Annotated in this window: 27 protein-coding genes; 13 read left to right on the plus strand and 14 right to left on the minus strand. The window is 68.4% G+C overall.

Annotation, left to right across the window (positions count from 1 at the left end):
- Positions 1-98: 98 nt before the first annotated feature.
- Genes hpaE through hpaR form a run of 4 tightly spaced genes read right to left on the minus strand, consistent with a single transcriptional unit; the run spans position 99 to position 3,505 of the window.
- Positions 99-1,571, minus strand: coding sequence for a 5-carboxymethyl-2-hydroxymuconate semialdehyde dehydrogenase (gene hpaE, locus ACN5W5_RS15175; RefSeq protein ID WP_420049332.1), 1,473 nt, complete (start codon positions 1,569-1,571; stop codon positions 99-101).
- On the minus strand, positions 1,568-2,341 hold the full coding sequence (locus tag ACN5W5_RS15180) for a fumarylacetoacetate hydrolase family protein (RefSeq protein WP_420049333.1): 774 nt from the start codon (positions 2,339-2,341) through the stop codon (positions 1,568-1,570). Before ACN5W5_RS15180 ends, hpaE begins: the two co-directional genes overlap by 4 nt.
- A complete protein-coding gene (locus ACN5W5_RS15185) occupies positions 2,338-3,000 on the minus strand; it encodes a fumarylacetoacetate hydrolase family protein (protein WP_420049334.1) in 663 nt (220 codons plus the stop codon). The genes ACN5W5_RS15180 and ACN5W5_RS15185 overlap by 4 nt, the downstream gene beginning before the upstream one ends.
- 10 nt (positions 3,001-3,010) lie before the next feature.
- The gene (gene hpaR, locus ACN5W5_RS15190) at positions 3,011-3,505 is read right to left on the minus strand and encodes a homoprotocatechuate degradation operon regulator HpaR (protein WP_420049335.1); all 495 of its coding nucleotides are present in this window, start codon (positions 3,503-3,505) and stop codon (positions 3,011-3,013) included.
- Positions 3,506-3,610: 105 nt separating this feature from the next.
- Here hpaR and ACN5W5_RS15195 point away from each other — a divergent pair, with 105 nt between their 5' ends.
- Together ACN5W5_RS15195 and ACN5W5_RS15200 are read left to right on the plus strand one after the other, a co-directional pair.
- A complete protein-coding gene (locus ACN5W5_RS15195; protein WP_420049336.1) occupies positions 3,611-4,663 on the plus strand; it encodes an NAD(P)H-dependent flavin oxidoreductase in 1,053 nt (350 codons plus the stop codon).
- Complete coding sequence (locus ACN5W5_RS15200; protein ID WP_420049337.1) at positions 4,651-4,947, plus strand: antibiotic biosynthesis monooxygenase family protein; 297 nt, start codon at positions 4,651-4,653, stop codon at positions 4,945-4,947. The genes ACN5W5_RS15195 and ACN5W5_RS15200 overlap by 13 nt, the downstream gene beginning before the upstream one ends.
- Before the next feature lie 16 nt (positions 4,948-4,963).
- Here ACN5W5_RS15200 and ACN5W5_RS15205 read toward each other — a convergent pair whose 3' ends face one another.
- Complete coding sequence (locus ACN5W5_RS15205) at positions 4,964-6,106, minus strand: hypothetical protein (protein ID WP_420049338.1); 1,143 nt, start codon at positions 6,104-6,106, stop codon at positions 4,964-4,966.
- 71 nt (positions 6,107-6,177) lie between these two features.
- On the opposite strand from ACN5W5_RS15205, the gene radA reads away from it, so the two are divergent.
- The 7 genes from radA to ACN5W5_RS15240 all read left to right on the plus strand — a co-directional run bounded on the left by radA (position 6,178) and on the right by ACN5W5_RS15240 (position 12,498).
- Complete coding sequence (gene radA / locus ACN5W5_RS15210; protein WP_420049339.1) at positions 6,178-7,551, plus strand: DNA repair protein RadA; 1,374 nt, start codon at positions 6,178-6,180, stop codon at positions 7,549-7,551.
- 21 nt (positions 7,552-7,572) lie between these two features.
- A complete protein-coding gene (locus ACN5W5_RS15215) occupies positions 7,573-8,706 on the plus strand; it encodes an acyltransferase family protein (RefSeq protein ID WP_420049340.1) in 1,134 nt (377 codons plus the stop codon).
- Positions 8,703-9,899 carry an acyltransferase family protein gene (locus ACN5W5_RS15220; protein ID WP_420049341.1) on the plus strand — a complete coding sequence of 399 codons (1,197 nt, stop codon included), beginning with the start codon at positions 8,703-8,705 and terminating at the stop codon, positions 9,897-9,899. Before ACN5W5_RS15215 ends, ACN5W5_RS15220 begins: the two co-directional genes overlap by 4 nt.
- Positions 9,896-10,336, plus strand: a complete 441-nt coding sequence (locus tag ACN5W5_RS15225; RefSeq protein WP_420049342.1) for a glycerate kinase — start codon at positions 9,896-9,898, stop codon at positions 10,334-10,336. Before ACN5W5_RS15220 ends, ACN5W5_RS15225 begins: the two co-directional genes overlap by 4 nt.
- 60 nt (positions 10,337-10,396) lie before the next feature.
- The gene (locus ACN5W5_RS15230) at positions 10,397-11,335 is read left to right on the plus strand and encodes a branched-chain amino acid transaminase (RefSeq protein ID WP_420049343.1); all 939 of its coding nucleotides are present in this window, start codon (positions 10,397-10,399) and stop codon (positions 11,333-11,335) included.
- Between the two features lie 118 nt (positions 11,336-11,453).
- A complete protein-coding gene (locus ACN5W5_RS15235) occupies positions 11,454-11,663 on the plus strand; it encodes a zinc-finger domain-containing protein (RefSeq protein ID WP_420049344.1) in 210 nt (69 codons plus the stop codon).
- A gap of 4 nt (positions 11,664-11,667) precedes the next feature.
- Positions 11,668-12,498 (plus strand): glycosyltransferase, encoded by an 831-nt coding sequence (locus tag ACN5W5_RS15240; protein WP_420049345.1) that lies wholly within the window; start codon positions 11,668-11,670, stop codon positions 12,496-12,498.
- 337 nt (positions 12,499-12,835) lie between these two features.
- Here the strand turns inward: ACN5W5_RS15240 and ACN5W5_RS15245 are convergent, their stop codons facing one another.
- Both ACN5W5_RS15245 and ACN5W5_RS15250 read right to left on the minus strand, forming a co-directional pair.
- On the minus strand, positions 12,836-14,113 hold the full coding sequence (locus ACN5W5_RS15245; RefSeq protein ID WP_420049346.1) for a sensor histidine kinase: 1,278 nt from the start codon (positions 14,111-14,113) through the stop codon (positions 12,836-12,838).
- Entirely contained in the window at positions 14,110-14,841 is a 732-nt protein-coding gene (locus ACN5W5_RS15250; RefSeq protein ID WP_420049347.1) for a response regulator, read from the minus strand. The genes ACN5W5_RS15245 and ACN5W5_RS15250 overlap by 4 nt, the downstream gene beginning before the upstream one ends.
- 146 nt (positions 14,842-14,987) lie before the next feature.
- Here ACN5W5_RS15250 and ACN5W5_RS15255 point away from each other — a divergent pair, with 146 nt between their 5' ends.
- Entirely contained in the window at positions 14,988-16,550 is a 1,563-nt protein-coding gene (locus ACN5W5_RS15255; RefSeq protein WP_420049348.1) for a class I adenylate-forming enzyme family protein, read from the plus strand.
- Here ACN5W5_RS15255 and ACN5W5_RS15260 read toward each other — a convergent pair.
- Complete coding sequence (locus ACN5W5_RS15260) at positions 16,516-17,934, minus strand: AmpG family muropeptide MFS transporter (RefSeq protein ID WP_420049349.1); 1,419 nt, start codon at positions 17,932-17,934, stop codon at positions 16,516-16,518. The two genes, ACN5W5_RS15255 and ACN5W5_RS15260, sit on opposite strands and share 35 nt — an antisense overlap.
- A 47-nt stretch (positions 17,935-17,981) precedes the next feature.
- On the opposite strand from ACN5W5_RS15260, the gene ACN5W5_RS15265 reads away from it, so the two are divergent.
- Positions 17,982-18,848: a M48 family metallopeptidase gene (locus tag ACN5W5_RS15265; protein ID WP_420049350.1), complete on the plus strand. Its 867-nt coding sequence runs from the start codon at positions 17,982-17,984 to the stop codon at positions 18,846-18,848.
- A gap of 320 nt (positions 18,849-19,168) precedes the next feature.
- Here ACN5W5_RS15265 and ACN5W5_RS15270 read toward each other — a convergent pair whose 3' ends face one another.
- Genes ACN5W5_RS15270 through ACN5W5_RS15280 form a run of 3 tightly spaced genes read right to left on the minus strand, consistent with a single transcriptional unit; the run spans position 19,169 to position 22,079 of the window.
- Positions 19,169-20,131 carry a lysylphosphatidylglycerol synthase domain-containing protein gene (locus ACN5W5_RS15270; protein WP_420049351.1) on the minus strand — a complete coding sequence of 321 codons (963 nt, stop codon included), beginning with the start codon at positions 20,129-20,131 and terminating at the stop codon, positions 19,169-19,171.
- Positions 20,128-21,336: a cardiolipin synthase ClsB gene (gene clsB, locus ACN5W5_RS15275; RefSeq protein ID WP_420049352.1), complete on the minus strand. Its 1,209-nt coding sequence runs from the start codon at positions 21,334-21,336 to the stop codon at positions 20,128-20,130. Before clsB ends, ACN5W5_RS15270 begins: the two co-directional genes overlap by 4 nt.
- Complete coding sequence (locus ACN5W5_RS15280; protein WP_420049353.1) at positions 21,333-22,079, minus strand: endonuclease/exonuclease/phosphatase family protein; 747 nt, start codon at positions 22,077-22,079, stop codon at positions 21,333-21,335. Before ACN5W5_RS15280 ends, clsB begins: the two co-directional genes overlap by 4 nt.
- A 231-nt stretch (positions 22,080-22,310) precedes the next feature.
- Between ACN5W5_RS15280 and ACN5W5_RS15285 the strand changes: the two genes are divergently transcribed.
- Entirely contained in the window at positions 22,311-22,547 is a 237-nt protein-coding gene (locus tag ACN5W5_RS15285; protein WP_420049354.1) for a hypothetical protein, read from the plus strand.
- A gap of 21 nt (positions 22,548-22,568) precedes the next feature.
- On the opposite strand, the gene ACN5W5_RS15290 is transcribed toward ACN5W5_RS15285, so the two are convergent.
- The 3 genes from ACN5W5_RS15290 to ACN5W5_RS15300 form a co-directional block, all read right to left on the minus strand.
- A complete protein-coding gene (locus tag ACN5W5_RS15290; RefSeq protein WP_420049355.1) occupies positions 22,569-23,207 on the minus strand; it encodes an MBL fold metallo-hydrolase in 639 nt (212 codons plus the stop codon).
- A 43-nt stretch (positions 23,208-23,250) separates the two neighbouring features.
- Entirely contained in the window at positions 23,251-24,207 is a 957-nt protein-coding gene (locus ACN5W5_RS15295; RefSeq protein WP_420049356.1) for a LysR family transcriptional regulator, read from the minus strand.
- Between the two features lie 336 nt (positions 24,208-24,543).
- Positions 24,544-25,437 carry a LysR family transcriptional regulator gene (locus ACN5W5_RS15300; protein WP_420049357.1) on the minus strand — a complete coding sequence of 298 codons (894 nt, stop codon included), beginning with the start codon at positions 25,435-25,437 and terminating at the stop codon, positions 24,544-24,546.
- A 144-nt stretch (positions 25,438-25,581) separates the two neighbouring features.
- Here ACN5W5_RS15300 and ACN5W5_RS15305 point away from each other — a divergent pair, with 144 nt between their 5' ends.
- Entirely contained in the window at positions 25,582-26,472 is an 891-nt protein-coding gene (locus ACN5W5_RS15305) for a class I SAM-dependent methyltransferase (RefSeq protein WP_420049358.1), read from the plus strand.
- The last annotated feature ends 33 nt before the right edge of the window (positions 26,473-26,505 follow it).

The raw sequence follows: 26,505 nt of genomic DNA on the forward strand, positions 1-26,505 counted from the left end.
AGGGTCGGGCAAAGCCCGGACCGGGGGACATGAGCGGAGCAGAGCGCCCCGGCCGTTCGATCCTGCCCACCCCTTTGAGCGAAACAGCGGAGAACAAATCACACCCCCCAATGCGGAATGTGGTGCGAACCGAGAGACACCGCCACGTTCTTGGGCTCCAAAAACACCTCGTAACTCCAGGTGCCACCCTCGCGCCCCGTACCCGACGCTTTCGTGCCACCGAACGGCTGGCGCAGATCGCGCACGTTCTGCGAGTTCACGAAACACATTCCCGCCTCCACGGCAGCCGCCACGCGGTGCGCCTTGCCGATGTTCTCGGTCCACACATAGCTGGAGAGGCCGTAGGCGATGTCGTTCGCCAGCTCGATCGCGTGTGCCTCGTCGCGGAACGGGATCAGGCAGGCCACCGGGCCGAAGATCTCGTCCTGCGCGATCTTCATGCGGTTGTCCACGTCGGCGAACACCGTCGGCCAGACGTAGTTGCCGGCCTGCACATGCGCAGGCAGTTCGGCGGCATAGCTCGGCCGGTCCAGGCCGCCGCACAGCAGCGTCGCGCCCTCCTTCGGGCCCAGCTCAATGTAGCTGCGCACCTTGGCCAGGTGTGCCCTGGAGATCATCGGCCCGATGGTGGTCTTCTCGTCCTGTGGGTCGCCCACCACGATGCGCTTCGCACGCTCGGCGAACTTCGCGGCAAAGTCGGCATAGATGCTCTGCTGCACCAGGATGCGGCTGCCCGCCGTGCAGCGCTCGCCGTTGTTGCTGAAGATCATGAAGAGTGCGGCGTCGAGCGCACGGTCCAGATCGGCGTCGTCGAAGACAACGAACGGGCTCTTGCCGCCCAGCTCCATGCTGAACTTCTTCAGGCCCGCGGTCTTGACGATGCGGTTGCCCGTCGCGGTGGAACCTGTGAAGGAAATCGCGCGCACATCGGGGTGGGCACACAGCGGCTCGCCGGCTTCCTTGCCGAAACCGTGCACGACGTTGAGCACGCCGGCCGGGATGCCCGCTTCCAGCGCCAGCTCGCCCAGGCGCGCGGCGGTCATGGGCGACAGTTCGCTCATCTTCAGCACCGCCGTGTTGCCGAACGCCAGCGCGGGTGCGACCTTCCAGGTGGCCGTCATGAAGGGCACGTTCCACGGGCTGATCAGCGCGCACACACCCACCGGGTGGAACAGCGTGTAGTTCAGGTGCGTGGGCGTGGGGTAGGTGTGGCCGTCCACGCGGGTGCACATCTCGGCGAAGTAAGTGAAGTTGTCCGCCGCGCGCGGGATCAGCTGCTTGCCGGTCTGCGCGATCACCTGGCCGGTGTCGTCGGTCTCGGTCTTCGCAATCTCCGGCACGTGTTTGGCGATCAGCTCGCCGAGCGCGCGGATCTTCCTGGCGCGCTCGGTCGCTGGCAGGCCGGCCCAGGCCGGGAAGGCGTCCTTGGCGGCCTGCACCGCGGCGTTCACTTCGGCCTCGGTGCCCGAGGCGACCTCGGCCAGCACACCCTGCGTGGCCGGGTTGACGGTTTCGAAGTAGGTGCTGCCCGCGACCGTTTTGCCGTTGATGAGGTGGTCGATGCGGGTCATGCCTGTCCTTGTGCAGTGATGGTGTTGGTGAGAGCGCCGATGCCCTCGATCTCGGTGACGACCACGTCGCCGGGCTGGCAGTCGACCACGCCGTCGGGTGTGCCGGTGAGGATCAGGTCGCCGGGCACCAGGGTCATGAAGCCGCTGAAGTACTCGATCAGTGTGGGCACGTCGAAGATCATGTTTTTCGTGTTGCCCTGCTGCGTGAGCTGGCCGTTCAAGGTGGTCGTGAGTGCGAGGTTCATCGGGTCGGCCACATCGGCCGCGTCCACCAGCCAGGGGCCGATGGGCGTGCAGGTGTCGCGGTTCTTGACCTTGAGGTTGGGGCGGTACCAGTTCTCCAGGTAGTCGCGGATCGCGTAGTCGTTGGCCACGGTGTAGCCGGCCACGTACTGCAAGGCATCGGCCTTCTTCACGCGCTTCGCAGGCTTGCCGATCACCACCGCGAGTTCGCATTCGTAATGCATGAGCTGCACACCGTCGGGTCGCACGGTGTAGGCGCGGTGACCGATCAGCGAGGACTCTCCCTTGACGAAGGCCAGCGGTTCTTCAGGTGCCTTGAAATCAAGTTCCTTGGCGTGATCGGCGTAGTTCAGACCCAGCGCGAGCACGGTGCGCGCGCGGTCAACGGGCGCCAGTGGCGGCAGCCAGACCACCTCATCGAAAGTCACGCGGCGACCTTTGAAAGCGGGGGTGAGCAGTTCGAGCTGGCCATCGGCTTCGATGGCGTCGTGGACCGCGCCGGCCCAGGCGATGCGGGCTCTTTTCATGTCTGTTCTCCGACGAAGGCGTTCACCAGCGGCTTGAAGCCGGTGGCCAGGATCTCCACCGCGTCGCCGGCTTTGGCGCGCGGGCGGGTGCCGTCGGGCAGGCAATCGGTGCCGAGCATCAGCACGTCGCCCGGCCGCAAGGTCTGGAAGGCGTTCACGTCGGCCCAGAGCGTGGCCGCGTCGCGCACCAGATCGGCCAGCGCCACGGTCTGGCGGTGCACACCATTGATGCGCAGCTCGATCACGAGCCCGGCCAGGCCGTCGAGACCCCCCAGGGCGCCCAGCGCCACGGCATCGCGCCCCACACCGAGGAAGCCGTCCACACAGCGGAACTTCACCGACGGGCGGAAGTAGCTCTCGTGCGGAATCGCCACGTTGTTGAACAGCACGGCGCTCGCGACGCGGCCGCCCTCGCCCGCAACCAGACCGAGCGACGCGCTCACATCGACCTCGGCGACCTTGTGGGGCAGCGGGATGGCGTGGCCCGACGGCGTGAAGGTGTTGGCGGTCTTGATGTAGAGCACCGGCGCCTGCGGCGGCGCCTTGTAGGGCGCCTCGTGCATGCGTGGCGCCCACAGCGCGTGTTCGCGCCGGAAGTTCAGCAGGGTGCCGTAGACCGTGCCCTGCGGCAGGTACGGCGGGGTCCAGGGGGTGTTCATGTCGGTTCCTTCATGCGGCGTCCTCTTCGGTCCAGCCCTCGACCGCATCGGCATCGGGCACTTCCAGCGCGATCACGCTGTCGAGCAGGGTGTAGAGCTGGGCCAGCTGCGCCTTGCCCAGTTGCGCTTCCATCCACGCGTAGTGCGCTTCGATCGTCTCTGACAGCGTGGCCACCAGCTTCAGGCCCGCGCGGGTGGCGCGCACCACGGTGCGGCGCGCGTCCTGCGGGCAACGCGCGCGGCTGATCAGGCCGTCGCGCTCCATGCGGTTGAGCACGCCGGTGAGGCTGGGGCCGAGCAGCAAGGCCTCGCGCGCCACGCGGCCGGTCTCGACGCCCGCGGGGTCGCCCGCGTGTTCACCGAGCACGCGCAGCACGCGCCACTGCTGGTCCGACAGACCGTGCTCGCGCAGGCTGGGCCGGGTGTGCTGCATCACGGCCTCGCGCGCTTCGAGCAGCAGGCGGGGCAGGTTGCGGTGGACGAAGGAAGGCTGTGTGTCGCTCATTTATTTAATATGTTAAATGATTTTTCGAAGTCACTCAAATCCGGGTTAACCCGACACCGGACCAGGGTCGGCATGAACAAGGCCGACGGGCGGACAATGCCGGACATGACCACACTGTTCGCCCTGCTGGGCACCGAACGCCCGTTGATCCAGGCCCCGATGGCGGGCGTACAAGGCGCGGCGCTGGCCGTGGCCGTCTGCAATGCGGGGGGCCTCGGTTCGCTGCCCTGCGCGATGCTCACGCCCGAGGCGCTGCAGACCGAACTGAAGGCGCTCACCCAAGGCACGGCCCGCCCCTGGAACCTCAACTTTTTCTGCCACACGCCCCCCGTGCCCGATGCGGCCCGCGAGGCGCGCTGGCGCGAAGCACTCGCGCCCTTCTACGCCGAGGCCGGGCTTGACATCAGCACCGTGCCCACGGGCGCTGGCCGCGTGCCCTTCAGCCACGCCACGGCCGATGCGATCGAGCCCTTCCGCCCGCCGGTGATGAGCTTCCACTTCGGCCTGCCCGCGCCCGACCTGCTGGCGCGCGTGAAGGGCTGGGGCAGCGTGGTGCTGTCGTCGGCCACCACGGTCGAAGAAGCGCGCTGGCTGGTGGCCAACGGCGCAGACGCGGTGATCGCGCAGGGTTCCGAAGCCGGTGGCCACCGGGGCATGTTCCTGACCGACGACCTGACGACCCAGGTCGGTACATTCGCCCTGCTGCCGCAGGTCGTGGCCGCCGTGGACATGCCGGTGATCGCGGCCGGGGGTATCGCCGATGCGGCGGGCGTGGCCGCGGCCATGGCCTTGGGCGCGGCCGGGGTGCAAGTGGGCACGGCCTACCTGTGCTGCCCGGAGGCGACCACCAGCGCCCTGCACCGCGCCGCCCTGCGGAGCGAGGCCGCGCGACACACCGCGCTCACCAACCTGTTCACCGGTCGGCCGGCGCGCGGCATCGTCAACCGCGTGATGCGCGAGCTCGGCCCCATGAGCGCGGCCACGCCGGCCTTCCCGCTCGCCACCGCCGCCATGGCGCCGCTGCGTGCGCACTTTGAAGCGCTGGGCCGTGGCGATTTTTCACCGCTGTGGTCGGGTCAAAACGCCAGCGGCTGCCGGTCGCTGCCGGCGGCCGAGATCACCCACCAGCTCACCCGGGGTTTTGAATGTTTGTTGTGATCTTCCGCGCCAAGGCGCGCGCCCTCGACGCCGAATACAGCGCCATGGCCGCGCAAATGCGCGAACTGGCGCTGACGCAGTTCGGCTGCCTCGACTTCACCGCCGCCACCGAAGGCGATCAGGAAATCGCGCTCTCTTACTGGCCCGACGAAGCCAGCATCCGCGCCTGGAAACAGCACACCGACCACCTGGCCGCGCAGAAGCTGGGGCGCGAGCGCTGGTACGCCGCGTATTCGGTGGAGATCGCCGAAGTGAAACGGCGCTACAGCCACCCTGCCGTGTGAGTCCGCAGTGGACGGCTCAGAAATAGTCGTCGAGATCGCGGTCGATGCGGGTTCGGGTCGATGCGCTGCGTTGCTCGCGCTGCTGGTTGAGCCAGCGCTTGAGGCCGGCGGGTTCCTGCACCTGCTCCAGGTCGCGCTCCAGTTGCGCCACCGCTGATTCCAGCGCGTCCACCTGGGCCAGCAGGTGCTGTTTCAGCGTGTTCGGGTTGGCCACCTGCCCCGGCGGCAGGTCGAACTCGCCCGCCAGGCGCTGCTGGCGCGCGGCGCGCTCGCGCTCCAGCCCGGCCACCTGCTGCTTGAGCAACAGGGTCAGCGCGGCCAGCTTGTCTTCGGCCAGGCGCGAAACAGCGGCCGGGTCGGCCAGCTCGGCGCGCAGCTGGATCTGCATCAGCGTGACCAGGTCCTTGCGGCCATAGGCGGCGTTGGCCTCGCTCATGAGCGCGGTCTTGCGCAGGCGCTCCTGGGCATCGGGCTCGCGGTCCGGGTGCAGGGCACTGGCGAGCTGGCGAAACAGCGTGCGCAGCTGCGTCTCGGCATCGGCCTGCTGCACCTGGGCCAGCGTCTGCTCCGCGCCGGGTTTCTGCCGTGCCTTGCGCGCCTTCGCCTTCGCCTGGCGCCGCGCCTGTTCTTCGTCCTGCGACTCGCGCAGCCGCGCCATGCCGGCGCGCAACAGCTCTTCCACCGACGCGTCTTCTCCGGCCTCGTCCAGCGGTTCGCCCAGCGCCTGCTCCAGCCGCTCACGCAGGGCGTCGGCCGCGGCCTGCTTCTTCTGCGCCAGTGTCTGAGGGCTGTGTTCATCGTGCAGCGCGGCCATGGCGCTGTCGCCGTCCTCGGCCAGGGTCTGCGCCAGCCGGCACAAGGCCTCGGTCGCCATCGCCTGCTGCAAGCGGCTCAGGGTCTTGCCCTGCAGGCTCGCGGCCAGACCCAGGGCCAGTTCGCGCATGCAATCGCGCTGGCGCTGCTGCAGGGGCGCGACCCAGCGGTGCAGCTCCACACGGTGCGACTGCGCCAGGGCGTCCAGTTCGGCCAGCTGCGCCTTGAGTTTGTCGACGCGGGTCAGTTGCAGGTTGAAGGCCCGCGCGGCGGCCGTCAGTGGCTGTTCGCCGGGCGGCAGCGCGCGCAAGGCCGAAGCGGGCGGCGGGGTGGGATGGTGGGGCACGGGCGAAAGCGGTCCAGAGGGGCAGGCGGGCCGGAGCCGGCCCGGCGGGACTCGACTATATTGCCTGCCACATGGCCAAAGATAAAACCCAATACACCTGCAACGAATGCGGCGGCAGCAGTCCCAAGTGGCTGGGCAAGTGCCCGCACTGCAACGCCTGGAACACGCTGATCGAATCGGTGGCCGAATCCACCGCGCCGGCGAAGAACCGCTTCGCCTCGCTGGCCAAGACGGCCGAAGTCACGACCCTGGCCGACATCGACGCCACGGACGTGCAGCGCACGCCCACCGGCCACGACGAACTGGACCGCGTGCTGGGCGGCGGCATCGTCGAAGGCGGGGTGGTGCTGATCGGTGGCGACCCGGGCATCGGCAAATCCACCCTGCTGCTGCAGGCGCTGGATTCGCTGCAGCGCTCCGGTCAGAAAACGCTCTACGTGACCGGCGAAGAAAGTGGCGCCCAGGTCGCACTGCGCTCGCGCCGGCTCGGGCTGGACGGCTCGCAGGTCAGCGTGCTGGCCGAGATCCAGCTGGAAAAGATCCTCGCCACGCTGGACCATGTGAGGCCCGCCATCGCCGTGATCGATTCGATCCAGACCGTGTATTCCGAGCAGCTCACCAGCGCGCCCGGCTCGGTGGCGCAGGTGCGCGAATGCGCGGCGCACCTGACCCGCGCGGCCAAGGCCAGCGGCACGGCCATCGTGCTGGTGGGCCACGTGACCAAGGAAGGCGCACTGGCCGGCCCGCGCGTGCTGGAGCACATGGTGGACACCGTCCTGTACTTCGAAGGCGACACGCATTCGAGCTTCCGCCTGATCCGCGCCATCAAGAACCGCTTCGGCGCGGTGAACGAGATCGGCGTGTTCGCCATGACCGAGCGCGGCCTCAAGGGCGTGAGCAACCCGAGCGCGATCTTCCTGTCGCAGCACTCGGAGCCGGTGCCCGGCAGCTGCGTGATGGTGACGCTGGAAGGCACGCGGCCGATGCTGGTGGAAATCCAGGCGCTGGTGGACAGCGGCGGGCCCAGCCCGCGCCGCCTCAGCGTGGGCCTGGACCGCGACCGCCTGGCCATGCTGCTGGCCGTGCTGCACCGCCACGCCGGTGTGGCCTGCATGGATCAGGACGTGTTCGTCAACGCCGTGGGCGGCGTGCGCATCAGCGAACCCGCGGCCGACCTGGCGGTGATGCTCGCCATCACCAGCAGCCTGCGCGGCAAGCCGCTGCCCAAGGGTTTCATCGCGTTTGGCGAGGTGGGTCTGGCGGGCGAGGTGCGCCCCGCGCCACGTGGCCAGGAGCGCCTGAAGGAAGCGGCCAAGCTCGGCTTCAGCGTGGCGGTGGTGCCCAAGGCCAACCTGCCGAAGAAGAACGACAAGGCCTTCGAGGGCCTGACCATCCACCCGGTGGAACGCATCGATGAGGCCATGGACGTGGTCCGTGGCCTGTAGGGCTTCATTTATTCTCCGGTCATGACTTTCAACCCCGCGCTGCACGGCCTGCGTGCAATAGCCGCCCTTGGTGTACTTTTGTTTCACTGGACGGGTGTGTTTCCCGCCACGACCCGGGCCCTGGAAAACGTCTCCTTCCTGGGCATGCACTGGGACCTGATGTTCTTTGTCAAGATGGGCTGGATCGGCGTCGACTGGTTTTTTGTGCTCTCGGGCTATGTGCTGGCCGCCACCATCTGGCATTCGCCGCTGCAATGGCGCGATGTGCTGCAGTTCTGGAAACGGCGGGTGCTGAGAATCTTTCCGGCGATCTGGCTTCAACTGTTCATCGTGTTGCTGGTCTTCCATCAACTGGACTGGTTGCCGGTCATCGACTGGAAACGCACGCTGGCCAACATGGTGCTCTGGATCCGGCCCCTGCCGTACGGCTTTCCGTCCTACAACCCCGTGGTGTGGACGCTGGTGCTGGAGCTGTCGTTCTATTTCATGCTGCCGTTCATCCTGATGGCCTATCGCAAGACCAACATCTGGACCGTCTTGCTGGGCGTGCTGCTGATCAATCTGTTCACCCACTTTGGCTTGCACTGGATGCGGGGCGACCCGGACTACACGCCACTCGTGGTACTGCTCAGGGTCGTGGGGCCCGGTCTGCAGATTGTGTTCGTCCTGGGCTTTGCCCTGAACCATTTCGCGCCCCAGTTGACGAACCGCCAGCGCTACCTGCTGCTGTGCGTGTTCGGCCTTGCGTATGTCGTGCTGCTGCACCTGGGTCAACCGATCAGCGTCGAATTCGCGCGCCGCGGCTGGGAGGTGTTTGGCTGGCGCACGGCGCTCTCGGTGGCCATCGCCGGCCTGGTGGGCCTGTTGCTGCACCCACTGACCGGCTTCTTGTGGCTGGGGTCCCGGCCCCTGGTCTGGCTCGGTGAACTGAGTTACGGCATTTACCTGTGGCACCTGATAGTGCTGAGCACGCTGCACCGCTTGCTGCCCGACATGTTCGTCACCGCGACCGGCGGTTTTGTGGCCTTGCTGATCTGCCTGGCGATCACCTTGGCCCTGGCCATGATGAGCTACTACTGGCTGGAGCGACCGGTTCTGGACCGCTTCGCCCGCCACCGGCGCTCGCACGCGGCAACGGCGCTGGCCACACCATGACGATGGCGCTCCCTGTTTCCGGCGAACCGGCATCCGAGGCGATCCGCCCGACAGGTGCAGCGCTGGCGTTCAACCCCGTTCTGCACGGCCTGCGCGGCCTGGCGGCCATGGCCGTGCTGCTCTACCACTGGCGTGGCAGCTACCCCGCGCTGGCCAAGGCCTGGCAGGACCTGCCTTTTCTGGGCACGACCTGGGACCCGCTGTTCCTGGTGCAGTTCGGCTGGATCGGCGTGAACTGGTTTTTTGTGCTCTCGGGTTACCTGCTCGCGGCCAATCTCTGGCGCGCGCCCCTGAACCCGGGTCAGGTCCTGCGCTTTTACCAGCGCCGCGCCCTGCGCATCTACCCCGGGCTCTGGGCCCAGCTGCTGATCCTGCTTCCGTTTGTTTACCTGACCGGACTGGTGAGCGACTTTCGCTGGCAGCAGGTGCTGGGCAACGCCTTGCTGTGGTTTGCCCCCATGCCCGGCGGCACGGCCATCTACAACGGGGTGTACTGGACCTTGCCCCTGGAGCTGTCGTTCTATCTGGCCCTGCCCTTCATGATCCTGTTCTACCGCCGCACCGGCGTCTGGACCCTGTTGCTCACGAGCCTGGCCATCACCCTGGTCTGGCGCTTTGGCATCGCCGGACTGCACCACAGCAGCTTCAGCTTTCACCCTTCGCTGCTCTTCATCCGCAATGTGCTGCCCGGCGTGCTGTTCGTCTTCGCCACCGGTTTTGCGATCAACCATTTCGCGCTGCGCCTGACCGACGGCGCGCGCCAGCGCATGCTGCTGCTGGTGGCAGCGCTCTACCTGGGCTTCCACTACGTGCTGCTCGGCAAGAAAGGGGTGGCCTTGCAGGACGACGCCGTGCTGTTGCTGTCCGACCTGGTGCTGAGCCTCCTGATCGCGGGCATGATCGCGCTGATGCTGCAGCCGCTGCGCGGTTGTGGCTGGCTGGCTTCGCGCCCCCTGGTCTGGCTGGGCGAGGTGAGCTTCGGCGTCTACCTCTGGCACTTCCCGGTGCAGCGCCTGCTGCCCAAGCTGTTTCCCGGGCTCTGGGGCACACCCGGCGGCAGCGCACTGGCCTTGCTGGTCTGCCTGTTGATCACCTTCCCGCTGGCCGCCGCCAGCTACCGCTGGATCGAAAAACCCGTACTCGACCGCTTTGCCCGCAGTCACAAAAGAACCCCGGAGCCCGTGGTGACATGAAAAAACACTCTCGCAGCCTGCTGTTTCTCGCCGCCGGCCTGGTCCTTTTTTATGGTGCCTGGCGCGCCTGGGGCTGGCCCGGCCTGGCCGCCGCAGGAGGCGGCCTGTTGATGTGGCTGCTGCTGCATTTCACCCGCCTCATGAACATCATGCAGCGCGCAGCGAAACAGCCCATCGGTTTTGTAGCCAGCGCCGTGATGCTCAACGCCAAGCTCAAGCCGGGCGTGACGCTGATGCACGTGATCGCCATGACGCGCGCGCTGGGTGAACGCCTGACGCCCGAAGGCGAACAGCCCGAGCAGTACCGCTGGACCGATGCCAGCCAGTCGTCGGTCACGGCGCACTTTCGCGACGGCCGGCTGGTGAGCTGGGACCTGGCCCGACCGGCACCCGAAGACGAAACGGCCCAGGCGCCGGCCACAGGGACGGCGCCGTAAAATCGGGGTTTGGCCGGTCTGCGCCCAGGCCATCGATCAATACACCCCAAAGGACCCCGCATGAGCCCCGTGATTCCCTCGATGTCCGACCGCGACGGCAAGATCTGGATGGACGGCCAGATGGTCGACTGGCGCGACGCCAAGATCCATGTGCTGACCCACACCCTGCACTACGGTTGTGGCGCCTTCGAAGGCGTGCGCGCCTACAACGCGGCGGGCGGCACGGCGATCTTCCGTCTGGAAGAGCACACCGAGCGCCTGTTCAACAGCGCCAAGATCCTGCGCATGCAGCTGCCGTTCACCAAGGAAGAAGTGAACGAAGCCCAGAAAGCCGTGGTGCGCGAAAACAAGCTGGAGAGCTGCTACATCCGCCCCCTGACCTGGATCGGCGACAAGAAGCTGGGCGTCAGCCCCAAGGGCAACACCATCCACCTGATGGTCGCGGCCTGGGCCTGGGGCGCCTACCTGGGTGAAGAAGGTCTGAAGCGCGGCATCCGCGTCAAGACCAGCAGCTACACCCGCCACCACGTCAACATCACCATGACGCAGGCCAAGGCGGTGAGCAACTACACCAACTCCATCCTGGCCAACATGGAAGTGACCGACGAGGGCTACGACGAGGCCCTGCTGCTGGACAGCTCGGGCTTCGTGTCCGAAGGCGCGGGCGAGAACATCTTCGTGGTGAAGAACGGCGTGATCTACACGCCCGACCTGTCGGCCGGCGCCCTCAACGGCATCACCCGCAACACCGTGTTCCACATCGCCAAGGACCTTGGCCTGGAGATCGTGCAGAAGCGCATCACGCGCGACGAGGTCTACATCGCCGACGAGGCCTTCTTCACCGGCACCGCCGCCGAAGTGACCCCGATCCGCGAGCTGGACCGCATCGAACTCGGCGCCGGCAGCCGGGGCCCGATCACCGAAAAGATCCAGAGCGCGTTCTTTGACATCGTCAACGGCCGCAACGACAAGTACGCCCACTGGCTGACGAAAGTTTGACCCCCCGCGTCGCTTGCGGCGCCACCCCCCAGGGGGCGACACCAGCGGCCCGGCAAAGCCGGTTCCGCGGTGTCCTTGAAACAGTCCCACGCGACCTTGTTTTTGCAAGAGATTCCACATGACCACCACATCCCCCATCGAACTCAAGGCTTCCGATCTGAACCACCAGGGCGGCATCTTCTGCCCCAGTCCCAAGGCCGACATGAAGCTCTGGAACAGCCACCCCAAGGTGTACCTGGACGTGGCCAAGACCGGTGAAGCGCGCTGCCCGTATTGCGGCACCGTGTACCGCCTGGGCGCCAACGAGCAGCTCGCGCACCGGCACTGAATTCATGGCCGGGCCGGGCAGCGTCGAGGTTGTTGTCTCAACCTACAACAACCCCCGTGCCCTGGATCTGGCCTTGTGTGCCCTGCGGCGGCAATCCGTCGCCGACTTCAACGTGTGCGTTGCCGACGACGGCTCCGGGCAGGCCACCCGCGATCTGTTGAACGAATGGGCCTTGTCGTTTGGTCCGCGGCTTCGCCACATCTGGCACTCGGACCATGGATTCCGGAAAAACCGCATCCTGAACAAAGCCATAGCCAGCTCCACGGCGGAGTACCTGATTTTTCTGGATGGCGACTGTGTGCCGGGGCGGGTGTTTGTCGAACGCCATCTCGCGTTGAGCAAACCGGATCGGTTCTGCACCGGTGGCGTGATCCGCCTGAACCTGCCCACCAGCAACGCCATCGCCAGGGAGCAGATCGAATCCGGCGAGGTATTCACAGCGCAGTGGTTGTCCGCCCACCAGGCCCTGGACAGCTTCGGCAGCCGTCTGAAAGCCGGGCTCTACCCGGCGTGGTTGTCGGGCCTGGCCGAGACCCTGACCCCGGTCAGCAAAACCTGGAACGGCGGCAACAGCTCCACCTGGCGCATCAACCTGATCAAGGTGAACGGCTTTGACGAGAACTTCGGCTACGGGGCAGAAGACATCGAACTCGGGTACCGGCTGAACAACGCGGGTATCCGGGGCCGGCACCTGCGGTACACCGCGCCGGTGCTGCATCTGGAGCACGAACGGGACTATGCCGACCTGGCGGGCAAGGAAAAGAACAAGGAAACGGCCCAGCAAGTGCGCAAGGGTGGCAAGACCCTCTCGGACCGGGGCATCGACCGCCTCTGAGTGTTTGGTCCCTACCGCCCCGACACGATCCGCTGCCCAAGCCGTCAGGCGGGCAAAAAAAAGCCACCTTGCGGTGGCTTTGAAAGTCCTTGGAAGGACGTCGTTGGGAGACCAGTTTCAAACGATTGGATCAACGTATGGAGTTTGCCGGATCTGCAATTTTCGGAATGTTGTGACAGCAACGGGGTGAATTGTGCGCTGCCGCATGGGTTTCGAACATCCCCCATTTGGGGGAGCAACGGCCCTTTTTGTAGGAAATTGACACCCCCATTTGCCAAAAACAAGGGCCTTGTGGTCCACCGCAGGGCCTTTGGCGCATCCCCGACCGGGTTGCAGCTCACAACGGCAACTCGACCACGAACCGGGCACCGCCACCCGGACGGGATTCACAACGCACAGAACCCAGGTGGCGCTCGGCGATGGACTTGACGAGAGCCAGCCCCAGACCCACCCCGCCTTCTTTTTCGCTGGCGCCCGGCAGGCGGTAGAAGGGTTCGAAGATGCGCTCGCGCAGCTCGGCCGGCACCCCCGGCCCCCGGTCGTCCACCCACAGGACCGCCATCGCCGAAGCGCCTTTTGGCGCCAGGGACCCCGAGCCGGGCCGCTGCGACAGCGTCAGGCGCACCTGGGGCTCTCCGGGGTCTGCGTCCGCGCCAGAGACCGGGCGACCATAGCGTCGCGCGTTCTCCAGCAGGTTGCGCAACAGGCGGCGCAACAGCCTGGGGTGGCCCTGCACCAGCAGCGTCGATCCGCCGGGCGCGATCTCCAGATCGGCACCGGTGCGGGCGCACTCCTCGGCCGCCAGGCCCACCAGGTCGACTTCTTCGGTCGGACCCAGCGCGGAAGCGTCGTTGGCGTCGCGCGCGTCCAGCCGGCTGGCCAGCAGGATCTCGTCGATCAGCTGGTCCAGTTCCTCGATGCTGCGCGCGATCTCGGCACGCTGACTGGCCCCGGCACGGTCGTGTCCCAGCAGTTCCAGCCCCATGCGGATGCGCGCGAGCGGCGAACGCAACTCGTGCGAGGCGTTGGCCAGCAGGGCTTTGTGCGACAGCAGCAGGGTCTGCACGCGTTCGGCCGCGGCGTTGAACCGGGTCGCCAGAAACGCCACCTCGTCCTGTCCCTGCACGGGCAGGCGCGTGCTCAGGTCGCCCTGGCCCCAGCGCTCCACGCCTTTTTGCAGGGCTTCCAGCCGTTTGGTCAGACGGCGCACGATCGGGTAAGCCCCCAGCGCCACCGCCAGCGCCACCAGTCCCAGCAGCCAGGCGAAACCAAAAGGCGACTGCAAGCCGAACAGGCTGCGCCGGGACGGCAAGCTGCCGGGCGCGCGGTTGGCCCGCGGCAGCAACACGTACAGCGTGTGGCCGTCCTTCATCTCCACCTGGAACTCCAGCCCCTGGCCCGGAATGCGCACCGCCTTGGCGGGCGACCGCCCCACCTCTTCACCCGCCCCGTTGCGCAGGACAATCTCGCGCGCCACCCGGGCATCGCGTTCCTCGCGATCGCGGTCCAGCGCCATCTGCCAGAGCCAGCCCACCACCAGCGTCAGCACCGCCACGGCCGCCACCACGGCGAACCAGATGCGCAGGTACAGCCGCTGACCCCAAAGGCTTTTCATTCTTGTTGTTTGGCAAAAACGTAGCCCACACCCCGCACGGTGAGGATGCGCTTGGGGTCCTTGCTGTCGACCTCGATGGCGGTGCGGATGCGACCGATGTGCACGTCGATGCTGCGGTCGAACGCTTCGAGCTCGCGGCCACGCACGGCCTCCATGATCTGGTCGCGCGTGAGCACGCGCCCGGCGCGCTCGGCCATCGCCACCAGCAGGTCGAACTGGTAGGACGTGAGCTCGCACAGCTGTCCGGCGACCTGCACCGTGCGCGCATCGCGGTCGATCTCCAGCGAACCAAAGCGCAGCACGGGCGAGCTGCGCGTCGCGGCCGCAGACCCACCCGGCTCGCCCCGGCGGCGCAGCACGGCGCGGATGCGCGCGAGCAGTTCGCGCGGCTCGAAAGGCTTGGGCAGGTAGTCGTCGGCCCCCAGTTCCAGGCCGATGATGCGGTCCATCGGGTCGCCCTTGGCGGTGAGCATGAGCACGGGCACGCGCGCGTTCTCGTTGGGCATGGCACGGATGCGGCGACACACTTCCAGTCCGTCCATGCCGGGCATCATCAGGTCCAGGATCACCAGCTCGGGCTGGATCAGCTGCAGCTGCTCAAGCCCTTCTTCGCCGGCGGGTGCGTGCGTGACCGCGAAGCCCGACTGGCCGAGGTAGTCCGTGACCATCTGGGCCAGACGGGCATCGTCTTCGATCATCAGGAGGCGGGTGGGGGTCGGGGAGGTCATGGCATTCAGTGTAGCGGGCGGGATAGAGCCCTCCAAACGTCCCGCGCCTTTGCGGGGACGGCCCGGCGGCGGATCGGTGAGCCCGGCCATGCATATGGTCGCGCGCGTGTGTGAACCCGGTGCGCCGGTCGCGTAAAGTTCGGTAAATGGCCCAGTTCCCGACCCCGATCGCCCCGCCCGCCCGTTCGCTGGACAGCCTGTTGCGGCGCCTGGCGCGCGAACGGCCGGGCGCTCTCGCGCTGAGTGCGCGCGAACCCGCAGCGCCTGCGGGCCCTGACACGGACTTTGCGGAGCTGGCGCGCTGGACCGCGGCCGTCGCCTGCCACCTGCAGACGCAACACGGGGTGCAGGCCGGTGACCGGGTCGCCTGGCTGGGGCTGAACCACCCGCTGCAGATCGTGCTGCTGTTTGCGCTGGCGCGGCTCGGTGCGCTGCTGGTGCCGCTGAACCACCGACTCGCCGCCGCCGAGTGGGCCGCCGTGCTGGCCGACTGCCAGCCTCGGGTGCTGGTGCACGACGCCCACTTCGCATCGGCCGCCCAGTCGCTGCCCTGCCCCTCGCCGACCGCCCGCCACCTCGTTCCGATGGCGCAGTTGCCTGGCCGGTTGAACACCACCACGGACCCGGACAGCCCGGAGGACGCCGAAGCATGGGACGCACCGGTGCTGCTGGTCTACACCTCGGGCACCACGGGCGCCCCCAAAGCCGCGGTGCACACCCAGGGCAACCTGCTGGCCAACATGGCCATCGCCGCCCAGGTCCAGGGCCTGACGGCCAGCGACACCGTGCTCACCGTGCTGCCGCTGTTCCACGTCGGCGGCCTGTGCCTCCAGACGCTGCCGGCGCTGTCGGTCGGCGCGCGTGTGCTGCTCTTTTCACGTTTCGATGCCGTTGCCACGCTGGACTGCATCGCGCACGAACGCCCCACCCTCACCCTGCAGGTGCCCGCCACCCTCAAGGCGCTGACCGAACACCCGCGGTGGACCGGCACCGATCTGTCCAGCCTGCGCGCGGTCTGGGCCGGGTCCAGCCTGCTGCCGCCCGCACCGCTGGCCGCGTTTCATGCGCGCGGCGTGCCGGTCTGCAACGTCTACGGCAGCACCGAAACCGGCCCTTTCTCGATCGCCCTGCCAGCCGAACACGCCCAGGACCATGCCGGCTCCTGCGGCTGGCCGGCGCCCGGCGTCGAGGTGGCGCTGCGCGACGCCCTGGGTGCGGTGGTGGCGCCTGGTGCCGTGGGTGAGCTCTGCATCCGGGCGCCCAATGTGGTCCGGCGCTACTGGCCCGACCGCGCGGCCTGCGACGCCGACGGCTTCTTCCACAGCGGCGACCTGGCGCAACAGGCGCCCGACGGCAGCTTCACCGTGGTCGGCCGGTCCAAGGACATGATCATTTCCGGCGGCGAAAACATCTACCCGGCCGAGATCGAAAACCTGCTGCTGCAACACCCGCTGGTGGTCGAGTGCAGTGTGATCGGCCAGGCCGACGCGCGCTGGGGCGAGGTGGCGGTCGCGGTGCTGGTGCTGCAGCCCGGGGAGCACGACCAACCGGACTGGGCCGAACCCCTGCAGCGTTTCCTCGACGGGCGTCTGGCCCGCTACAAGTGGCCGCGCCGCTGGATGCGTGTCGACGCCCTGCCCAAGACCGCGCTCGGCAAGGTGCAGAAGGCCGAGCTCAAACGCCTGCTGGACGCTCCGGCAGCGGAATGAGCCGCGTGGCGAGCCAGACCAGCAGCAACACCGGCACGCCCAGGAAAGCCGTGGCGGTGAAGAAGGTCGGGTAGTCGTAGGCATCGACGAACGCCCCCGAATAGCCCGCCAGCCACTTGGGCGCCAGCAGCATCATGGAGCTGAACAGCGCGTACTGCGTGGCCGAATAGGTGACGTTGGTCAGGCTCGACAGGTAGGCGATGAAGGCGGCCGAGGCCACGCCCGCGCTCAGGTTGTCGGCCGAGATCACGGCGATCAGCGCCGTCACGTCGTGACCATGACCGGCCAGCCACGCAAACAGCAGGTTGCTCGCGGCCGAGAGGATGGCGCCCAGCATCAGCACCCGCATCACGCCCCAGCGCAGCGACAGCGCGCCGCCGATGAAGGCGCCCACCAGGGTCATGATCACGCCGTAGACCTTGGTCACCGCGGCCACCTCGTCCTTGGTGTAGCCCATGTCCACGTAAAACGGATTGGCCATGATGCCCATCACGACGTCGCTGATGCGGTACACGCCGATCAGTGCGAGGATCAGCAAGGCCTGCTTGCCGTAGCGCTGGAGGAAGTCGGCGAACGGCTCGACGAAGGCGCCCCGGAACCACTCGGCCGCGTTGCGCGCGGGCGGCACGGCGAGCTGCACCGGTTCGCGCGAGAACAGCACCGTCACCACCCCCACCAGCATGCTCGCGGCCATGACGAGGTAGGCCGAGGTCCAGGCGGCGTTCTGGTACAGCGCACCCGGCACGGGCTTCGCGGCATCAGCGGCGGCGGTGACCGCCGCGACAGCGGCCTGGGCCACCGGCGCCACCTCGGCACGCGCCGCCAGCCACAACACGCCCGCCCCTGCCCAGATCATCGCCAGCCGGTAGCCCGTCTGGTAGGTCGCGGCGAGCACGCCCTGGTGCCGCGTGTCGGCGGACTCGATGCGAAAGGCGTCCAGCGCGATGTCCTGCGTGGCCGAGGCAAAGGCCACCGCCAGCGCGCACCACACCACCACGTTCAGCCCGGTGCGCGGGTCCGACAGCGCCATGCCCACCAGCGCCGCCATGATCGCGCCCTGCGACAGCAGCAGCCAGCTGCGCCGCCGCCCCATCCAGCGCGTGAGCAAGGGGATGGGCAGCCGGTCCACCAGCGGCGACCAGCACCACTTGAAGCCATACGCCAGCCCCACCCAGCTCAGGTAACCGATGGTCGTCCGGTCCAGTCCCGCCTCGCGCAGGCGAAAGCTCAGCGTGCCCAGGACCAGCAACAGCGGCAGACCGGCCGAGAAGCCGAGCGCGAACATGCGCAGGCTGGCGGGCTCCAGATAGGCCCGCAGGGTCTCGCTCCAGGTGGGGCGTGCGGTGGTTGGTGGGGTCGAAGGCGTGACGGCGTTCTCGGTCATTGCGGCAGGTGGGTGCGCCCGGCGGGGGCTTTGCCTATTATTGACCCATGTGTTTTCTCTGCGACCTCAAGACAGCCTCCGCACCCACACCCCAACCGGCACCCCAGCGAGGACCCTGGCAGGCGCGCCGCGCCTTCGTGCTCGCGGGCGCGGCAGCGGCCGCCCTGCCCGCAGCCGCCCAGGTCGACGTGGGCAAAGCGTCCAGCCTGCGCAAGCTCGTGCCAGCCGATCAGATCGAACAGGCCGGCAGCCAGCAGTTTGTGCAGACCGTGCAGGCAGCAAAGCAGCAAAACGCCCTGCTGCCCGCCAGCCACCCGCAGACCCGGCGGCTGCACGCGATCGCGAAACGCCTCATTCCGCACACCGTTGCCTGGAACCCGCGCGCCAGAGACTGGCGCTGGGAAGTGGTGCTGATCAACAGCGACCAGCTCAACGCCTTCTGCCTGCCCGGCGGCAAGATCGCCTTCTACACCGGCATCCTGAGCCAGCTGAAGTTGGACGACGACGAAGCCGCCATGATCATGGGCCACGAGATGGCCCACGCCCTGCGCGAACACGCGCGTGAACGGCTGGCCAAGAGCAGCGCCACCGACCTCGGCCTGCGGCTGGGCGCCCAGCTGCTGGGGCTGGGCGATCTGGGCAACGTGGCCGCCGGGCTGGGGACGCAGCTGCTCACGCTGCGGTTCAGCCGCGAGGACGAGTCCGAGGCCGATCTGGTGGGCCTGGAGCTCGCGGCACGCGGCGCCTATCAGCCCCGCGCCAGCGTGAGCCTGTGGCAGAAGATGGCCGCCCAGACGGGGGGCCCAGGCATCGGCTTTCTCTCGACCCACCCCACCGGCCCGAACCGCATCCGCGACCTGGAGGCGAATGTGCCCAAGGTACAGGGGTTGTACGAGCGGGCGCAGAAGGGGTAGGTAGCCCCCACGCTCCGCCGCTGCGCGGGTCGCTGCCCCCCGAGGGGGCTGGGCCTGCCTTGGGGCGGCCCGGCGGCTGGCCCGTTCCCCCACGCTCCGCCGCTGCGCGGGTCGCTGCCCCCCGAGGGGGCTGGGCCTGCCTTGGGGCGGCCCGGCGGCTGGCCCGTTCCCCCACGCTCCACCGCTGCGCGGGTCGCTGCCCCCGAGGGGGCTGGGCCTGCCTTGGGGCGGCCCGGCGGCTGGCCCGTTCCCCCCACACTCCGCCGCTGCGCGGGTCGCTGCCCCTCGAGGGGGCTGGGCCTGCCTTGGGGCGGCCCGGACTATCGTTGGGCCGGCGCCCGGTCCGCACCGGTCCGGTGCCGCGCAGCCGCCTCGCTCAGCGCGTAGGCAGGCAAGGCCAGCGCCAGTGGCAACAGGTAGTACACGGCGCGGTAGGCCAGCACCGTGGCGAGCACCTCGACCAACGGCAGGCGGGTGCCGAGCGTGGCCACGAACACCGCCTCCAGCACACCCAGGCCCGCCGGCACGTGCGTCAGCACACCGGCCAGCGCCGCCAGCAGCAGGGCACCGAGCACGGTGGGGTAGTCGATGCGGCCACCGAACAGGCTCCAGACGGTGGCGCCGATCAGCAGCCAGCTCGCGCCACCCGCCACCAGCTGCCACACCGCCAGGGGGCCGCTGGCCAGCGTCAGCGACTGGCCGCGCCACGCCAGCCGGCGCGGGCGCACGAAGCAGCACAGCACCGGGTAGGCCAGCGCCACCAACACCATCGCCAGCCCGATGGCGCGCAGGGCCGGATCGGGCAGCGCCCAGCCGTCGCTCAGGCGCGGCGGCGTCCACAGCAGCACCGCGCCGCCCACCCACAAATAACCCAGCCAGTTGGTCGCCATGCTGTGCGCAATGATCTGCGCCACCGTCGACGCGGACAGGCCCCAGCGCGTGTACAGCCGCAGCCGCAGGGCGAAGCCGCCCACCAGCGAGCCGGCGTTGAGGTTGAAGGCGTAGCTGATGGCAGCGGTGCCGAGCGTTCGCAGCGTGGACAGCCGGTGGCCCGTGAGCCGGCGTCCGATCAGGTCGAAGCTGGCGTACAGGCCATGGCTGAGCAGCGCCAGGCCGGCCGCCGCCGCCAGCCGACCAGGCGGCATCTGCTGCAGCGCCTGCCAGACCGCGGGCCAGTCCACCGTGCGGGCCTGCCGCACCACCAGCGTGAGCACCAGCGCCGCCAGCGCCCAAGGTGCCACCCGCTTGAACCACAACCAGGTGGTGCGGGCCCAGGGCTTCATGCTGAGTCGGTCCTCATGGGAACCACCTGCGGCGCGCTCGTGCCGGTGAGCCGTGCCCAGGTCGGGTAGCGGCGCAGGACGTGGAAGACCACCAGGCTGCGCAGCGCGATCCAGGCCGAGCGCAGCCGCCCTGGCGTCGGCAGCTGCACGCGCTGGCACCCGCGCTGCATCAGGTGTTCGAGGCGCCCACTCAGAAGCCGGGCGAACGCGCCGTCGCGCACCACCACGTTGGCCTCCAGATTCAGGCTGAGGCTGGTCGGGTCGAGGTTGCTCGATCCGACGGTGGCCCACAGGTCATCGACCACCGCCACCTTGGCGTGCAACGGGCGCTCAACGTACTCGTAGACGTTCACCCCGGCGCGCATCAGGTGGCCGTACAGCAGCGCCGAGGCCTTCTGCACCCAGGGCTGGTCGGGCCAGCCCTGCAGGATCAGGTCGACCCGAACGCCGCGGCGCGCCGCAGCGCGCAGGTCGCGCAGGAACCGGTAGCCGGGGAAAAAATAGGCGTTGGCGATCAGCACACGTTCGTGCGCGCTGCGCACCGCAACGCGGTAGTGGCGCTCGATGTCGGTGCGGTGGCCGCGGTTGTCGCGCGTGACGAAGGCCGCCACCGCGCCCTCGCCCACGGCTTCCAGTCCGGAGCGCCGATGGCGGATCGCGCGCCAGCGCTGCAGCCAGTCGTGGCGCGCGGGTTGGGGCCCGTCCAGGTTGGCGCGGCAGAAGGCCTGGATCTGGCCCACCAGCGGGCCCTCGACCTCAACCGCGTAATCCTGCTTGGCCAGCGGCCCGAACTCGGCCAGGTGGTCCAGCGAATAGTTGATGCCGCCGACAAAGGCCCGTCGGCCATCCACCACCACCAGCTTGTGGTGCATGCGCCGCAGCATGTTGATGCGCGCGCCCAGCAGGCGCCGGGCCGGCTCGAAGCTGCGCAGCCGCACGCCCGCGTCGAGCAGCGGCTGGGTGAACGACGGCGGCAGGTCGGGCGAACCCCAGCCATCGACCAGCACATGCACCACGGCACCGCGGCCGGCCGCGCCCAGCAGCGCCTGCTGCAGTTCGCGCCCGACCTTGTCGTCGAACAGGATGAAGGTTTCGAGCAGCACCTCGTGCTCGGCCGCGGCGATGACTTCGAACACGCGAGGGAAGTAGACCTCGCCGTTCTCCAGCAGCGTGATGCGGTTGCCCGGCACCCAGTGCGAGTTCATGGCGCCTCCTGCAGATCGATGCCGGCGGCCAGCGGCGCGTGGTCGGACAGCCCGGACCAGGGCCTGTGCGGCAGCGGCAGCGGCCGGGCCGCGGCCACGCCGCGCACGTAGATGCGGTCGAGTCGCAGCAGCGGCAACCCCGCCGGAAAGCTGCGCGCGTGCGCACCCAGGTGGTGGCGGAACACCTCGGTCAGTCCGCAGGGATTCAGGCTCGCGTCGGCGCGCGAACGCCAGTCGTTGAAGTCGCCGGCGACGATCAGCGGCGCATCGGCGGGCACCTCGCGCCGCACCGTCTCACACAGGCACTCCAGCTGGTGGCGCCGGTGCGCCTCCCTCAGCCCCAGGTGCACACACATCACCTGCAGATCGGGCAAGCCGTCGGGCATGGCCAGCACGCAGTGCAGCAGGCCGCGCGGCTCGACGCCGGGCAGCGAGATGTCGTGGTTGGCGCTGTGCAGAATCGGAAAGCGGGACAGCACCGCGTTGCCGTGGTCCAGGCCCTCGGCCACCGCGTTGCGTCCGTAGGCGTGGTCGGACCAGATCTGGTCGGCCAGGAACTCGTATTGCGCGCTCGCGGCACCCGAGCCGCCTTCGACCTCCTGCAGGAACACCAGGTCGCTGCCCACCGCGCGCACCGCCTCGCGCAGGCCGTGCAGCACGGAGCGGCGGTTGAAGGCGCTGTAGCCCTTGTGGATGTTGACGGTCAGCACGCGCAGGTACCGCGAAGCCGGGAGGATGCTCATGTTCTCGGGTACGGATAAAGGGAAGGCAGGGCAGCTTCCCATCTTGGTCCGTTGGAACCCGCATGACTGTGCGTCATCGCACAGACGTTTTCAACCCCGCAAACCACGCCGGCGCCCCTGCCCTGCCATCCACCACCCCACGACCAAAGGGGCAAACACTGTACGGGCGGGCACGACGCGGCTAGCATCCGCCAGTCGGCGCCTGCCGACGCCCACCCGTAGGAGACAAGCATGAAAACCCTGGTGACCGTGTCCGCCTTGCTGTGGTGTTCCGTGGCGTTTGCCAACAGCTGCCCCAACGAAATGAAAGCGATCGACGCCAAGCTCGGCACCAACCCGAGCCTGTCCATGTCCGACATGGACAAGGTGAAGTCCTTGCGTGCGGAAGGCGAAAAAATGCACAAGGCGGGCAAGCACGACGAGTCCATGAAGGCGCTCGGCGAAGCCAAGAAGCTGCTCGGCCTTTGAGCCCGTGAACGGGCGAGCGGTTCAGCCGCCCTTCACATACGGGTTGAAGCGCCGCTCTTCGCCAAACGTGCTCTCCGGGCCATGCCCGGGGATGAACACCGTCTCATCGCCCATGGGCCAGAGGCGCTCCCTGATGCTGCTGATCAGTTGCGCGTGATTCCCTTGCGGAAAGTCCGTGCGCCCGATGCTGCCGGCGAACAGCACGTCGCCCACGAAAGCGCGCCGCGCTTCGGGCGACTGGAACACCACATGGCCCGGTGTGTGGCCAGGGCAGTGGCGCACGTTGAGCGTGCAGTGGCCGATCTGCACCGTGTCGCCATCGGCCAGCCAGCGCGTGGGCGTGAAATGGCCCGCTGGCGGAAAACCGAACATCGCGCTTTGCTGCGGAAGGCCGTCGATCCAGAACTGGTCACCCGGGTGCGGGCCGATGATCGGCAGATTCAGCTGCGCGGCGAGTTCGGCCGTGCCGCCGGCGTGGTCGATGTGGGCGTGGGTGAGCCAGATCGCCTTGAGCGTGACGCCCAGGCGCTTCACTTCGGCCAGCAAGCGCTCCAGGTCTCCCCCCGGGTCGATGATGGCGGCGTCCAGGGTTTCATCGCACCAGACGATGGAACAGTTCTGGGCAAAAGCAGTGACGGGAACGGTGCGGTACTGGAACATGGGTCTGCGGGCCGGCTTTGAGGGACTGGCGGTACTGTATCAATCAGGTCGCGGAAAAACTGGCATCGCCCGGCAGCAGGGTTCCACCGGGCCAGTGCCCCTCGGTGCAGAGCCGCTGCACCAAGGCCACGGCCAGCCCGGCCACGGCCTGGGACGCCGACGACAAGGGGATGTGGACCGATGCGCAGAGCACCAGGACCCGCTCCAGGGGCGGGTTCACCACCGGCGTCGCCACCAGCAGGCCGGCTTCGATTTCCGGCCGCAACGGCATGACGGGCAACAGGGTGCGACCCAGCCCCGCCAGCAGCGTGGTGCGCAGGATGCTGATGGAGCTGATGTCGGCAAACACCTGGGGCGGCGCAAGGCCGGCCCGGGCCGCAGCCGCCTCGATCAGGGGGCGCACACCGTGCGGACTCGCCGGCAGGATCAGCGGTTGCGCCAGTGCCTGGGCCAGCGTGATCGTGGCGCCCGAGGTGGTGCCGGGGCCGGCGGGCTCGATCAGGCACAGCTGCTCGCTCAGCAGGCCCGTGCGGGTGAAACCGCCCAGGTGGCCATCGTCGAACAGCACAGCCAGGTTGATCTGCCCGGTGCGCAGCTGCCGCGTGAGGTTGCCCGTGAGCTCCTCGGTCAGTTCAAGCTCGATCCGGGGGAAGCGCTGGTGGACTTCGCGCAGCAGGGGCAGCGCCAGCGCGTTGGACGCGCTGTGCGGGATGCCGAACACCACCTTGCCACGTGGCTCATCGTCGGTCTGGCGCGCGCTGTGCAACGCCTCCTCGGCCTGCCGCAGGATCGAGACCGCGTGGGGAAAAAAGCGCTGCCCGGCGTCGGTCAGCTCGACGCCGCGGCGTGAGCGGTGAAAGAGACTGCCACCCAGCTCGTCTTCGAGCTGGGCCACCTGGTGGCTGAGCGCCGACTGGGCGACAAACACCCGTTCGGCCGCCTTGGAAAAGCTGCCGCTGTCGGCGATGGCCACAAAGTAGCGCAATTGGCGGAGTTCCATGGTGGGCGGGCAATGGGATTCAGGACGGCACCTATTATCTCGTTTCAAGATGGCAAGTTGCTTAATCTGTATTGGACAGATGATTCAGGCGCCCCTCTAATGCGTTCACCAACTTTGCCGACCATCTCTTCCAGCCACCCGCCAGAAGACACCCGCCGACCAGGCACCCGATGCCGGCAAAAAGCACCTCTTACCGGAAGTGCGGGGCCTTTGGCTTCCCGGCACAAGGAGTCCGACCGCAGAACGGGAAATCGCATTCGATGAAGATGGGCGCGTGATCGCAGCACGCACCACAGTGCCGGGCAAGCCCCTTGACGGACGACCCCATCACCCGCCTCAGCCGGTGATGATGGGCCGCAAGGCATCGACCTCGTCGACCAGAAAGTCAAACAGCGCCGCGACGCGCGGCGTGTGCCGCAGCTCCGCCGTGGTGAGCACGCGCCAGATGCGCGCCAGCTCGGGGATCGGCCCCAGCACCCGCACCAGGTCGGGCTCGGCGTCACCCAGCGCGGTCGGCAGCGCGGCGAGGCCCATGCCGGCCTTCGCCGAATAGACCAGCCCGAGCACGCTGTCGTTGCGCGCCACCACACGGGCCGCTGGGGCGACATGCTGCAACCATGCCGATGCGCGGTGCTGGGCCATGCTCTCGTCAAAGCCGACCCAGTCGTGCTGCACCAGCTCTTGCACGCTGTCGGGCTCACCGCGTCGAGCGATGTACTTCGGACTGGCGTACACCGCCCACAGCGAATCGCCCACCTTGCGGCCGATCAGGGCGTTGTCTTCGGTGTCGCCCGAGCGCAGGGCCATGTCCGCATCACCCTGCGCCAGGTCGAGGTATTTGTCGCTCATCACGAACGCCACCTCCAGCCCGGGATAGCGGGCGCGGAAGCGCTCCAGCAGCGTCGAGCGGGAGAGCCGCAACATCAGCGGTTCCGGGCAGGTCACGCGCACCACACCCGACACATCGCGCTGGAAGGTTTCCACATGCCGGGCCAGTGCCAGTGCGGCGCGCTCCACATCCTGCGCCAGCGGCAGCAGCTGCTCCCCATAGGCCGTGAGCCGGTAGCCGCTGGGGTGGCGCACCACCAGCGCTTGCCCCAGGCCGCGCTCCAGTTCGGCGAGCCGGCGCTGGACCGTGGACTGGTTCACCTGCAGGGCGCGCCCGGCGGCGGTGGTGCTCTGGTGCCGCGCCACCGCCAGCAGGTACTTCAGGTCATTCCAGTCGAACATGGCGGGCGACCTCGGGTGGGCAGATGCCTCGGGTGATGCATTTCTGCGGTCCCATTATGCGAGCCTGCGGCTTGTGGTGGCGGTGTCGACGGCACAGACTGGCCGGGCCATCCCGCACCGCCACCACCTCCCGAGGAGTCCACCATGACCACCACCTCAGCCCCTGTCGCCAACATCGACATCACACCCCCGGACGGCCCGGCGTTCAAGGCCGCCGCCCGCGAACAATGGGACCTCTCTGCCCCTGGCTGGAACGCCCACACCGAAGAGATCCGTGCCTGGCTGCGCCCCGCGACGGACGCCATGATCGACATGGCCGGCGTCGGCCCCGGCGACGCGGTGCTCGACGTGGCCGCCGGCGCGGGCGACCAGTCGCTGGACATCGCGCAGCGCGTGGGTCCGACGGGCCGCGTGCTCGCGACCGACCTGTCGCCGGCCATCCTGGCGCTGGCGCGGGACAACGCGCGCCTGGCCGGTCACGACAACGTCCAGACCCTGGTGGCCGACGGCGAGGCCCTGCCGGTGCCGCCCGCCAGCTTCGACGCCGTGGTGTGCCGCCTGGGCCTGATGTTCTTTCCCGATCCCCAGCAAGGCCTGCGCGCCATGCACCGGGCGCTGCGCACGGGTGGCGGCATCTGCGCCGTGGTGTTCTCGCGACCCGAGCGCAACCCCTGCATCGGCCTGCTCATGGCCACCGCCCTGCGCCACGCCGGGCTGCCCCCGCGCAACCCCTACCAGCCCGGTGGCCTGCTGAGCCTGGGTCGGCCGGGCCTGTGCGATCAGCTGTTCCAGTCCGCCGGCTTCCGGCAGGTGGCCACCACAGCGCTGGACGCGCCCTTTCGCCTGCCCACGGCGCGCCACTATCTTGACTTCGTGCGCGCCTCGGCCAGCCCCATCCAGCAGATCCTCGGGCGGCTGGCACCCGAAGCCGCCGAGGCCGCGTGGGCCGACATGGAGGAGCGCCTCGGCCAGTTCAACACGCCCGGGGGCTGGGTCGGCCCCAACGAGCTGCTGCTCACGGCGGCGCAGCGCTGAAGCGATCTGGGTGGAGCGGGAGGCGCTCAGGGT

The sequence above is a fragment of the Hydrogenophaga sp. ZJX-1 genome (assembly GCF_048590325.1).
In the GTDB taxonomy this organism is placed as follows: Bacteria; Pseudomonadota; Gammaproteobacteria; order Burkholderiales; family Burkholderiaceae_C; genus Hydrogenophaga.